This is a genomic window from Streptomyces sp. NPDC093085, assembly GCF_040683935.1.
Lineage (GTDB): Bacteria > Actinomycetota > Actinomycetes > Streptomycetales > Streptomycetaceae > Streptomyces.
Map to the genome: position 1 here is coordinate 442,719 of NZ_JBFBFB010000001.1, position 11,847 is coordinate 454,565.

Consider the following 11,847-nt stretch of genomic DNA (forward strand, 5'->3'; position numbering starts at 1 on the left):
ACACCGCGGAAATTCCCCGGAACTTCTCGCAGCTCCTCGGAACTCCTCGGACCCCCGGCCCCCGGAACACCCGGCGTACCGAAACCTACTGGGTGGCCAGTCCCTTCGCGTCCCGCGCCAGCGCGGTGAGACGCGAGATCGCCCGGAAATACTTCTTGCGGTAACCGCCGTTCAGCATCTCTTCGCTGAACAGCCGGTCGAACGGCACCCCCGAGGCCAGCACCGGCACCTCCCGGTCGTAGAGCCGGTCGGCGAGGACCACCAGCCGCAGCGCCGTCGACTGGTCGGGCACCGGGACGACATCCGTGAGACAGACCGCCCGTACGCCCTCGGTGAGCGCCCCGTACCGGCTGGGGTGGACCGAGGCGAGATGGTCGAGCAGCGCGGGGAAGCTGTCCAGGCTGGCGCCCTCGGTGGCGTAGGCGGCGCGGGTCACCGTCTCGTCCGAGTACGGCGCCGGCGCCTCCGGCAGCCCCCGGTGGCGGTAGTCCTCGCCGTCGATACGGAGTGGCCGGAAACGCGCGGAGAGTCCCTGGATCTCGCGGAGGAAGTCGGCGGCGGCGAACCGGCCCTCGCCGAGCTTGCCCGGCAGTGTGTTCGAGGTGGCGGCGAGCGCCACGCCCCGCTCGACGAGACGGGAGAGAAGGCTGGAGACGAGGACGGTGTCGCCCGGATCGTCCAGTTCGAATTCGTCGATGCAGAGGAGCCGGTGGTCACCGAGGGTGGCCACGGTCTGCTGGAAGCCGAGCGCGCCGACGAGGTTCGTCAGCTCCACGAAGGTGCCGAAAGCTTTCAGCTCGGCCGGGGCCGGGGTCGCGTGCCAGAGCGAGGCGAGCAGATGCGTCTTGCCGACGCCGTAGCCCCCGTCCAGATAGACCCCGCGCGGTCCGGCCGGTGCAGCGGGCTTCTTCGCGAACCAGCGGCGTATCCCGCCGCCGCTCCCCGCGCCCCCGGCCGGGTGCGCGCCGCCGCCGAGCCCGGCGGCGAACCCCGCCAGCACGGTGACGGCCTCGGACTGGCTCGGCTGGTTCGGGTCCGGTACGTACGTGTCGAACCGTACGGAGTCGAAGCGCGGCGGCGGCACCATCTCGGCGACCAGCCGGTCGGCGGGGACGTGCGGCGCGCGGGCGCAGAGGGCGAGGGGGGCCGACTCGGCTGTCGGGGCGTGACCTGAGGCGGTGGTGGAGGGCGACACAACCCCCCACTCTATGCTCCGTGCCAGACTGCTGGACATGCGACGCCTGTTCCCTGTGACCGATCAGACACGCCCCGGCACACCGCCCGGCACACCGTCGGCCACCTCCCCCGGCACCCCCGCTGACCTCGGCACCGACCGCGAATGGACGCTGGACGAACTGGCGGAGGCGTACGCGTACCCGGCCACGTCCTCGGCCCCGGTCCCGGCCACGTCCTCGGCCACGGCTCCGGCTCCGGCGGGCGACCGGGAGACCGGCGCCTGGCTCCGGGCGAACATGGTCACCACCCTCGACGGCGCCGCCCACCACGACGGCCTCTCGCACGCCCTCTCCTCCGATGCCGACATGCGGATCTTCGGGGTGCTGCGCGGCCTCGCCGACGCGGTGGTGGTGGGCGCGGAAACGGTTCGCCGGGAGGGGTACCGGCCGGCCCGGGTCCGGGCGGCGTTCGCCGGGCGGCGCGCGGCGGCGGGCCAGCCCGTCGCTCCGGTGATCGCCGTCGTCACCGCCGGCCTCGACCTGGATCTCGCGGCGCCCCTCTTCACCGCGCCCGCCGTCCCCACCCTGATCCTCACCGGCTCCGCCGCGCCGCCCGACCGGGTCGCCGCCGCCGAGCGGGCGGGCGCCGTGGTGGTCGTGGCGGGCGAGGGGAGCGGGGTGGACCCGGTCCGTGCCGTACGGGCGCTGGCGGAGCGCGGACTGACCCGGCTGCTCACCGAGGGCGGGCCACGGCTGCTCGGCCAGTTCGTGGCGGCGGGCGCCCTGGACGAACTCTGCCTGACGCTCTCCCCGGCGCTCACCGCCGGAGACGCGCCGCGCATCGCGAGCGGCCCCGCGCTCGCCGTCCCCGAGCGGTTCGCCCTGGCCTCCCTGCTGGAGCAGGACGGCTTCCTCTTCACCCGGTACCGCCGCCCCTGACGCCCTCCGGCACGCCCGGACGCCCGGCCGCGCTGGCCCCGGCGAAACAGGCTTCGGCAATCAGCGGAATTCTCCGTTCCGGTTAGCTTCTGGCGGGCAGACTTAGCTACACGGGAACCCGCGCGGGCACGGGGAAGGATGGTTTCCGCAGCGGGGTCGCGGCGGGCCGCGGAGGCCCGGCAGAACAGCATCAGCTCTGCCCCGGGGCGCTCAGAGCGGCTCAGGGCGGTTCAGTGGAACAGAAGGGCACCTGCCGTGTTCACAAGCGTATTGATGATCGAGAAGCCCCTGACCCCGGAGGACGTGGAGTTCGTGACCACCCTCCACGGCGACGAGGCGGTCTCGTTCGTGGTGCTCATGCAACCCCGCGGCGACCAGGCGGACGTCCTGCTGCGCGCCATCGACGACGTGGCTCTCGGCGAGCTGAGGGACGCCGCCCGGGAGAGCGGCCGGACGGAGGACGCCGCCGGGGAACCCGCCGAACTGGCGCTCGAACACTCTCTGAGAGCCCTCCGCGAGGCCGGCTCCCAGGCGGTCGGGCAGGTGATCGAGGACCACCCGCTGGACCTGCTCAAAACCGTGGTGGAGGAGGCGTCGGCCGACGAGGTGATCGTGCTGACGGAGCCGCACTACGTCGAGGAGTTCTTCCACCGCGACTGGGCTTCCCGGGCCCGCCACAAGGTCGGCGTCCCGGTGCTCAAACTCTTCGCCCACAGAGAATAGGCTGACCCGGCACCACCCCCCCGAGCCGTCCCCTCACCCCGAGCACCTGGAGAAACACGCATGGCACCCGCTACCGGAATCCCCGACACCATGGAACGGCCGCACTTCATCGGTATCGGCGGGGCCGGGATGTCGGGCATCGCGAAGATCCTCGCCCAGCGCGGCGCGAAGGTCGCGGGCAGCGACGCGAAGGAGTCGGGGACCGCCGAGGCGCTCCGGGCGCTGGGGGCCACCGTGCACATCGGCCACGCCGCGGACCACCTCGCGGACGACGCCTCGTGCGTGGTCGTCTCCAGCGCCATCCGCCCCGACAACCCGGAGCTGGTGCGCGCCGCCGAACTGTCGGTGCCCGTGGTGCACCGCTCCGACGCGCTCGCCGCGCTGATGGGCGGCGGACTGCGCGCCATCGCGGTCGCCGGCACCCACGGCAAGACGACCACCACCTCCATGCTCGCCGTCGCCCTCACCGAGCTGGGCCTCGACCCGTCGTACGCGATCGGCGGCGACCTGGCGGGCCCCGGCACCAACGCCCGCCACGGCGGCGGGGAGATCTTCGTCGCCGAGGCCGACGAAAGCGACCGCAGCTTCCAGAAGTACGACCCCGAGGTCGCCATCGTCCTCAACGTCGAGCTGGACCACCACGCCAACTACGCCTCGATGGACGAGATCTACGAGTCCTTCGAGACCTTCGCCGGCAAGATCGTCCCGGGCGGCACCCTGGTGATCTCCGCCGACCAGCCCGGCGCCGTGGAGCTGACCGCGCGGGTCCGCGACCTCGCCACGGTCAAGGTCGTCACCTACGGGGAGGCCGAGGACGCCGACGTACGGGTCCACAAGATCGCCGCCCGGGGGCTGACCAGCGAGGTCACCGTCCTGCTCGACGGCCGGCTGCTCACCTTCACCGTCTCGGTGCCCGGCCGTCACTACGCGCTCAACGCGGTCGCCGCCCTCGCCGCGGGCGTCGCCCTCGGCCTCCCCGCGCACAACCTGGCCTCCGCGCTCGGCACGTACACCGGGGTCAAGCGCCGCCTCCAGCTCAAGGGCGAGGCGGCGGGCGTCCAGGTCATCGACTCGTACGCGCACCACCCCACCGAGATGACCGCCGACCTGGAGGCCATGCGGGCCGCGGTCGGCCCCGGCCAGCGGCTGCTCGTCGTCTTCCAGCCGCACCTGTTCTCCCGTACGAGGGAACTCGGCGCCGAGATGGGCCGGGCGCTCGCCCTCGCCGACGCCTCCCTCGTCCTCGACATCTACCCGGCCCGCGAGGAGCCGGTCCCGGGGGTCACCAGCGCCCTGGTCATCCAGGCCGCCCAGGCGGCGGACGCCACGGTCAAGGCCCTCCACGACAAGGCCGCCGTCCCCGAGGCGGTGGCGGGAATGGCGGGCCCCGGCGATCTCGTTCTCACCATGGGCGCGGGCGACGTCACCGACCTCGGCCCGCTGATCCTGGCCCGCCTGGCCGACTGATCAGCCCGACGACCGGAAGGCACGAACCATGGCGTACGACATCGACAAGCCGGAAGAGCAGTGGCGCGCCGAGCTGACCCCTGCCGAGTACAAGGTCCTCCGCGAGGCGGGCACGGAGCCCGCGTTCGTCGGCGAGTACACGGACACCAAGACGGCCGGTGTCTACTCCTGCCGCGCCTGCGGAGCCGAACTCTTCCGCTCCGACACGAAGTTCGAGTCCCACTGCGGCTGGCCCTCCTTCTACGACCCGAAGGACACCGACGCGGTCGAACTCATCGAGGACCGCTCACACGGCATGCTCCGCACGGAGGTCCGCTGCGCCCGCTGCGGCTCCCACCTGGGCCATGTCTTCGAGGGCGAGGGGTACCCGACCCCCACGGACCAGCGCTACTGCATCAACTCCATCTCGCTGCGGCTCGCACCGGACGAGGGGTGACGGAGCACCGCTGACCGGCTGACGGGCCGGGACACCGCGCGCCGGGGACCCACGGGGTCCCCGGCGCGTCGTATGTCCGCTGTCCGCCGCTTCCCGGCCCCGCCGCCCGCCGTCAGCGCCGGCGGCCGAGCGTGCCGAAGCGTCTGGTCAGGCGGGTGAGGGGGGAGGAGCGGTGCCAGGTGCGGAATTCCTCGGCCCGGTGGGCTCCGACCTGTTCCAGGTGGTGTTCGACGGCCGCGATGTCCTGGGGCGGGAGGGCGCGGACGGTGGGGCGGAGGACCTTGTCGAGGAGGGTGGTGCGGGTGGTGTCCCACTCCTGGCTCGCGCCGGGGAGCGAGGTCCAGGCGACGAAGGAGTGGGCCACGTAGGCGGGGGAGGTGCTGAGCCGGTCCGTGGTGGCGGGGGCCCGGGCCGCCGTCGCGTAGGCCGTGAGCAGGGCGGGCTCGCCGCAGTGGATCAGGGCGTACAGCTCGCCCTCCGGCCGCTCCTCGGAGAGGAGCCGGCGGCTCAGGGTCTCCAAGGTCCGTTCCAGCAGGGGCGGTTCCATGGGTTCGGCGTCGGCGCGGAGGGTCAGGGCGCGCTCGATCCAGGGGGGTGCGGCCCGGGCCGTTTCGAGGTCGCGGAGGAAGTCCAGGAGCAGGAGGGCGGATTTGGCCCTCGGCTCCAGCTTGTCGGGGAAGCAGCGCAGCAGGTCGTGGGCGAGGGCCGGGGCGTCCGGGTCGCCGGGCGGGCTGTCGAGCGCGGCGCGGACCAGGGTGGCCCAGGTGCCCGCCGCGCGGTGCGCGTCCGAGCCCGTCTCGCCGAGCAGCCGCGCCGCCTCGCCGGGGGCGGGGGCGGCGCCGTTCCAGACCAGGGTGAGGGCCGTACGGAGCACCAGCGGGTCGGTGAAGACGGAGACCCCGCCGGCCCTGAGCGCGGCGTGGACCGCGCTGAGGCCGTCGGCCCCGGGCTCCGTGGTCCAGGGGGCGCCCGCGCACATACGGAGGTGGGGAAGGGTCTGTACGGCACCGAGCGGGAGGGCGACCGTCGCCAGCAGACGGGCGGCGGCGGGGGGATCGGCGGCGGCGTGGCCGTCGAGGGCGCCGAGCACGGCGGTCCGCAGCTCGAAGTGGTCCTCCAGCACGGTCCGTACGGACGGGATGTGCGCCGTCCCCGGGTCGGCGGAGAGGGCGTCCGCGAGGCGGGCGGCGAGGCCGGGCAGCACCTCCGCGCACTCCACGCCGAGGATCCCCGCGATCCGGAGCAGCTCCACCGGGCGGGCGATGGCTGTGGGGGAGGAGCCGGCGGGCGGGTCGTCGGCGATGCCGGCGAGGAGGGCCGGGGAGAGTTCGGCCGCGAGCCGGTGTCTGACCTCGTCCGGCAGGGCGGACAACTCCGGCTCGGGGAGCGGCTCGTGGGGCGCGCTCTCCATGCGTACGGCCGTGGTCAGCACCAGCGCGCCGAGCCTGTCCCGGGTGGCGGCGGCGCGCGTACCGTCCGGGCCCGTTGCCCTCGCCCGGCTGCCGAGGGCGGTGAACAGCCGTGCCAGGGCCGCGCATTCGGCCGCCGTACGGGGTTCCCCGGGCGGGGCGGCGAGGGCTCCGGCCAGATGGTGCAGCCGGTCCGGGGTGAGGGTGCGGAGCTGCTCGTACGCCCAAGTCGCCGCCGCCGTACGGCCCTCCGGGCCCAGGGCGACCTGAGCGCGGAGGGCGGTGGCCGCCAGCGCGCCGGGGGAGAGCACCCCGCCCGGCTCCGCCGCCGCCTCCGTGAAGACCTCGGGCGCCCTGCCGAGCCAGATCCGGGCGACGATCTCGCCCCAGATCAGAGGGAGATGGGCCTCGCCGGGGGCGGCGGAAGGGTCTGCGGTGGCCGGGGCGGGCGGGCGCCCGGTGCAGTCGAGCACCCGGAGGTCCGGCGCCGGCCCGGTCGCGGAGTCGGACAACTCCCGTGCGCCGTCCGGCAGTACGCCGACGATCGTCTGCCGGGCCGCGCGGGGGCGCCGGGTGTACGTGGTGAACGTCAGCGGCTCCGCGTGCTCGCGCGGCAGCACGGCGCAGGCGAGCGCGATCCACTGGGCGACATCGGCGCTGCTCCGCTCGACCAGGGCGAGCCGGGGGCCGGGACCGTCCGTTCGCGCCCGCAGCCCGGCGAAGAACGGCGCGAGCCACGGGGCGCGCGCGGCGGCGAACCCGGTCAGCACATCCCGGCCGAAGAGCCCCAGCGGGGGCAGCGACTCCAGCGTGGCCGGGGTCGGGCTCGCCGGTGCGGAGGTGGCCCAACGGACCGAGTTCCAGGCGGAGATGGGCAGCCCGCCGCCGGGCAGGGCGCCGTCACGGGGCAGCACCACCGCGTGGGTGTGGGCGCCGTGCCCGCCGCCGCCCGAGCCCACCGGCACCGTACGGGCGAGCAGCCGGCTGCCGTCGGAGAGCACGCTGTGGCTGAACGCCTGGGGGAGCGCGGCGAGTTCGGCGTCCGTGGGGTGCGCGGGGGTACCCTCGGGCGGCTCGTACCCGATCAGCGGCTCCGCCTCGTCCAGCACCGCCCGGGGTATCCCCGGGGTGACGGCGACGAAGCCGGTGCCCGGCCCGTCCTGGCCCGGCGGGCCCGAGGTGTGGTGCAACTGCGCCAGGCCCATGGGCCGGCCCCCTTCGTTCCTGGCTGGTCCGGCCCGCGCCCACCAGGAACTCATGGAAGGCGCGCCGGATTTCCGCAGCACGAAGGTACCGCCCCGCGCCCCCCTCCGCGCACCACACCCCCGTCGGCTACGCGGGCTGGAGGAGATCCCACAGGTTGCCGTACAGGTCCTCGAAGACGGCGACGGTGCCGTACGGCTCCTGGCGCGTCTCCCGTACGAACCGGACCCCGGCGGCGGTCATCCGGGCGTGGTCCCCGGCGAAGTCGTCGGTGTACAGGAAGAAGCCGACCCGGCCGCCGGTCTGCGCGCCGATGCTCGCCCGCTGCGCGTCGTCCTTGGCCCGCGCCAGCAGCAGCCCGGTCGCCCCGCCGCCGCGCGGGCGGACCACGACCCACCGGGAGCCGTCGTCCCGGTCGGTGTCCTCGGCCAGGTCGAAGCCGAGGGCCTGGGTGTAGTGGGCGATGGCGCGGTCGTAGTCGTCGACGACCAGGGTGACCAGAGCGATATGGGACATACGGCGAAGTTATACGTACCACGGGGTCCTGGCAATGCGCGCGGACGAGCCAGCCGCACCAGGACAGCGCACGGGTCCGGAAAGCCGCCCGTACCGGGCCAGGAAAGCCGCCCGTACCGGGTTGTCGCACCCGAGGACTAGAGTCGGAAGACAGACGATCACGACACGGGATCGATCACGACACGGGATCCGGAAACGGAAGCGAAACGGAAACGGGCGGAGGCGATGGTGTGGGGCTGTTCCGGCGCGGGCCGAGGCGGGACGGGCGTGACGCGCCCCGGGACCCCGCGTTCTCGTTCTTCTCGGTGGACGAGGCGGCGCTCTTCCGCGGCCAGGTCCGCGAGGCGTTCGCCGAGCACGGCCTGGAGGTCACGCTCTACGCGGACGCGGTGACCGACAGCTCGGGCCGCCGCTTCCCGCTGGGCGACCTCGCCGCCGTCTGCCACAACGACGACCGCGGGCCGCGCGTCTGGGGCGATCTCGCGCGCCGCCACGCGGGCATGGTGCTCCGCACCCTCGACGGCCCCTCCGCGCTCGAAGCGCTGCCGCCCGAGCAGATCCGGGCCCAGCTCTACCCCCGGGTGATCAGCGAGGACGGGCTCGACGCCCAGGCGTTCGGCTACGCGCGCTCGGTCGCCCCCGGCCTCTACGAAGTGCTCGCGCTCGACCTCCCGGAGAGCGTCATGATGCTCACCGACGAGGCGCTGGAACCGCTGGGCGAGGTCCGTGCGCTGCGCGAGCGGGCGCTGCGCAATCTGCGGGAGCTGCCCATCGAGGAGTGCGAGACCGTCACCGACCGGAACATCCACGGGACGCGGTTCGAGGTGGTCCTCGGCGACTCCTTCTACACGGCCAGCAGGGTGCTCGCCCTGGACACGGTGGTCCGGAAGGTCACCGGCGAGCCGATCGGCCCGGCCGGCGCGCTGGTCGCGCTGCCCTTCCGGCACCAGCTCGCCTTCCACACCATCCGCGACCTGACGATGGTCCCGTCCCTGAACGCGCTGGCCAACTTCGCCGCCACCCGGTACGAGGACGCCCCGGGCGCGATCAGCCCGTACGTCTACTGGTGGCGCGCCGGCACACTCACACAGCTCAGCGAGTCCGACGACGACGGCGACGGCCTCCGCCTGGTGGCCGACGACGCCTTCCAGGACCTCCTGGACCACCTCGCCCGGGACACTCCGCCCCCGGACCGACCACACCACCCCGACTGACCCCCCGCCGCACGGCCCCGCCCTCACCCGTCCGTCAGGACCGCACACGACTCCGGGGGCAGGCTCAGCACCCCGTCCGGGCCCGGCGGCCGGACCGGATTCCAGGTGGCCAGGATCCGGGGCGGGGCGGCCGGGTGGGGGCCCAGGGGGAGGTGGGCCGGGGTGGCCGCCAGGTTCACCGCCACGCGGAGGTCGCCTCTGCGGTACGCCAGCCAGCGGGCCGTCTCGTCGTAGGCGACCCGGACCGCCGCCAGGTCGGGGTCGGTCAGGTCCGGGTGTGCGTGGCGGAGGGCGATCAGCTCGCGGTGCCAGGCCAGCAGGCGGTCGTGCGGGGCGCGCTCCCGCTCCGTACGGTCGAGACAGGAACGGTCGCGGGTCGCCGGGTCCTGCGGGTCCGGGATCTCCTCCGCCGCCCAGCCGTGCGCGGCGAACTCCCGGCGCCGTCCGCTCCGTACGGCCTCCGCGAGCACCGGATCGGGGTGGTCGGTGAAGAACTGCCACGGCGTGCCGGCCCCCCACTCCTCGCCCATGAAGAGCATCGGCGTGTGCGGCCCGGTCAGCACCAGCGTGGCCGCGCAGGCGAGCAGCCCGGGGGAGAGGGTCGCCGAGAGCCGGTCGCCCCGCGCCCGGTTGCCGATCTGGTCGTGGGTCTGCGCGTAGCCGAGGAAGCGCCGCGCGGGGGTCCGCCGCCGGTCGACGGGGCGCCCGTGTGTACGGCCCCGGAAGGTCGAGTACGTACCGTCGTGGAAGAACGCGTGCGTCAGCGTCTTGGCCAGGGCCGTCAGCGGGGCGCGGGCGAAGTCGGCGTAGTACCCCTGGGACTCGCCGGTGAGGGCGGCGTGCAGGGCGTGGTGGAAGTCGTCGTTCCACTGCGCGTGCACCCCGATCCCGCCCTCCGCCCGGGGCGTGGTGGTGCGCGGGTCGTTGAGATCGGACTCGGCGATCAGGAAGAGCGGACGGCCCAGGTCGGCGCCGAGCGCGTCGACCGCAGCCGTCAGCTCCTCCAGGAACGTCAGCGCCCGGTCGTCGGCGAGCGCGTGCACCGCGTCCAGCCGCAGCCCGTCCAGCCGGAAGTCCCGCAGCCAGGCCACCGCGCTCCCCAGCAGATACGCGCGGACCTCGTCCGAGCCGGGGGCGTCGAGGTTGACGGCGGCGCCCCACGGGGTGTGGTGGGTGTCGGTGAAGTACGGGCCGTACGCGGGCAGATGGTTGCCGGCCGGGCCGAGGTGGTTGTGGACGACGTCGAGGACCACCCCGAGCCCCAGGCCGTGCGCCGTGTCGACGAAGCGCTTCAGCGCCTCGGGGCCCCCGTACGGCTCGTGGACCGCCCAGAGCGACACCCCCTCGTACCCCCATCCGTGCGTCCCGGGGAACGGGCAGACCGGCATCAGCTCGACATGCGTGATGCCCAGCTCGGCCAGCTCCCCGAGCCGGGCCGCCGCCGCGTCGAGGGTGCCCTCGCGGGTGTACGTCCCGATGTGCAGCTCGTACAGGACCGCGCCGGCCAGCGGCCGCCCGGCCCAGGGCACGCGCCAGTCGTACGCCTCCTGGTCGACGACCGCGCTGAGGCCGTCGGGCCCCTCCGGCTGGCGGCGCGAGCGCGGGTCGGGGCGTACGGGGCCCTCGTCCAGCGCGTAGCCGTACCGGGTGCCGGGGGCCGGGTCCTCGGGGGGATCCGCCGTCCACCAGCCCGGGCGGGCCGGATCCCGGTCCATCGGGAGTACGGTCTCCGGGGCCGTGTCCGGGGGTGCGCTCCTCAGATGGAGGTCCACCCGTTCCCGCGCCTTCGGCGCCCACACCTCGAACCGCACGGGCGATCCCCCTTGTCTCCGGCACCGGCCCCTCTGGCCGTGTCCCTTTCATGGTGGCAAGGAGGAGGCCCCCGGGCGCGCCGGTCGCGGCGGATCCAGTGGCGGGGGCGGCGCTCCGAGAGTGAACCGGGAGTGGGGCGTGTTGACGTCAGGCGCGCATACGGCGCGGGTGCGACCCGGATACGGTACGGAGCGCGGGGCGGGGCTGTGGGCCTGGTGTGGGCCGGCTGTGGCGTGAGCCATGGGGCTGACTGTGGGGAACCGTCTGGACACGTCAAGGCTTTCGGAAGGACAATCACGTCTGTGACGTCCTCCTTCGAGCCCCAGGCCTACCCCGCGCGGCTCTCCGACGCCGAGCGCGACCGGGTCCTCGCGGTGCTCAGGGACGGTATGGCGCAGGGGAAGCTGTCGCACGACACCTTTCTGCGCCGGACGGATCTGGCGCTCGCCGCCCGTGAGGCCAGTGAGCTGAAGCTGCTCACCGCGGACCTGGAGCCCGAAGGACGCTGGTCCCGCCGGGTGTTCGGGGCGGTCGGCCGGATCTCGGCGTTCTCGCACCGGCTGAGCAGCGCGTGGCGGGCCGAGCGGCTGCCGAAACTGCTGCTGCCGCCGCCCGGCCCGTACCCGCTGCGGATAGGACGCGACCCGGTCAACGGGCTGCGGCTCAGCCATGACACGGTCTCCCGGCTCCACGCCGAGCTGAGCCGGCAGGGCGACCGGTGGATCCTGCGCGACCTCGGCTCCACCAACGGCACCACCGTCAACGGACAGCGCGTCACCTCGGTGGTGGTCGTCCGCGACGGGGACCTGGTGACCTTCGGACAGATGAGCTTCCGGCTCTCCTCCGGCTGAGCCGGGTCCCGCCCCGTACGCCCTCGCGGATGCCCCATGTCCGCCCGTGCCCCATGCCCGCCCGTGCCCCGGGCACGCGCATGCCCCGGCCCGCCGCCCGGT

The 11,847-nt window shown here is 74.3% G+C and carries 10 protein-coding genes; 6 read left to right on the forward strand and 4 right to left on the reverse strand.

The window, feature by feature from the left end; genetic code table 11:
- Positions 1–85: 85 nt before the first annotated feature.
- Positions 86–1,195, reverse strand: coding sequence for a cell division protein ZapE (gene zapE / locus AB0O07_RS01755; protein WP_365625217.1), 1,110 nt, complete (start codon positions 1,193–1,195; stop codon positions 86–88).
- Between the two features lie 37 nt (positions 1,196–1,232).
- On the opposite strand from zapE, the gene AB0O07_RS01760 reads away from it, so the two are divergent.
- The 4 genes from AB0O07_RS01760 to msrB all read left to right on the forward strand — a co-directional run bounded on the left by AB0O07_RS01760 (position 1,233) and on the right by msrB (position 4,740).
- Positions 1,233–2,114, forward strand: a complete 882-nt coding sequence (locus AB0O07_RS01760) for a pyrimidine reductase family protein (RefSeq protein ID WP_365625220.1) — start codon at positions 1,233–1,235, stop codon at positions 2,112–2,114.
- Positions 2,115–2,387: 273 nt separating this feature from the next.
- Entirely contained in the window at positions 2,388–2,837 is a 450-nt protein-coding gene (locus tag AB0O07_RS01765; protein WP_365625223.1) for an indole-3-glycerol phosphate synthase, read from the forward strand.
- 60 nt (positions 2,838–2,897) lie between these two features.
- A complete protein-coding gene (gene murC, locus AB0O07_RS01770; protein WP_365625226.1) occupies positions 2,898–4,304 on the forward strand; it encodes a UDP-N-acetylmuramate--L-alanine ligase in 1,407 nt (468 codons plus the stop codon).
- A 28-nt stretch (positions 4,305–4,332) separates the two neighbouring features.
- Positions 4,333–4,740, forward strand: coding sequence for a peptide-methionine (R)-S-oxide reductase MsrB (gene msrB / locus AB0O07_RS01775; protein ID WP_365625229.1), 408 nt, complete (start codon positions 4,333–4,335; stop codon positions 4,738–4,740).
- A 112-nt stretch (positions 4,741–4,852) separates the two neighbouring features.
- Here the strand turns inward: msrB and AB0O07_RS01780 are convergent, their stop codons facing one another.
- Complete coding sequence (locus AB0O07_RS01780; RefSeq protein WP_365625232.1) at positions 4,853–7,354, reverse strand: GTPase-associated protein 1-related protein; 2,502 nt, start codon at positions 7,352–7,354, stop codon at positions 4,853–4,855.
- Positions 7,355–7,481: 127 nt separating this feature from the next.
- On the reverse strand, positions 7,482–7,868 hold the full coding sequence (locus tag AB0O07_RS01785) for a VOC family protein (protein ID WP_365625235.1): 387 nt from the start codon (positions 7,866–7,868) through the stop codon (positions 7,482–7,484).
- 230 nt (positions 7,869–8,098) lie between these two features.
- Between AB0O07_RS01785 and AB0O07_RS01790 the strand changes: the two genes are divergently transcribed.
- Entirely contained in the window at positions 8,099–9,082 is a 984-nt protein-coding gene (locus tag AB0O07_RS01790; RefSeq protein WP_365625238.1) for a hypothetical protein, read from the forward strand.
- A 23-nt stretch (positions 9,083–9,105) separates the two neighbouring features.
- Here AB0O07_RS01790 and treZ read toward each other — a convergent pair whose 3' ends face one another.
- The gene (treZ, locus tag AB0O07_RS01795; protein WP_365625241.1) at positions 9,106–10,893 is read right to left on the reverse strand and encodes a malto-oligosyltrehalose trehalohydrolase; all 1,788 of its coding nucleotides are present in this window, start codon (positions 10,891–10,893) and stop codon (positions 9,106–9,108) included.
- A 303-nt stretch (positions 10,894–11,196) separates the two neighbouring features.
- Between treZ and AB0O07_RS01800 the strand changes: the two genes are divergently transcribed.
- Positions 11,197–11,745 (forward strand): DUF1707 and FHA domain-containing protein, encoded by a 549-nt coding sequence (locus tag AB0O07_RS01800; RefSeq protein ID WP_365625244.1) that lies wholly within the window; start codon positions 11,197–11,199, stop codon positions 11,743–11,745.
- Positions 11,746–11,847: the final 102 nt, after the last annotated feature.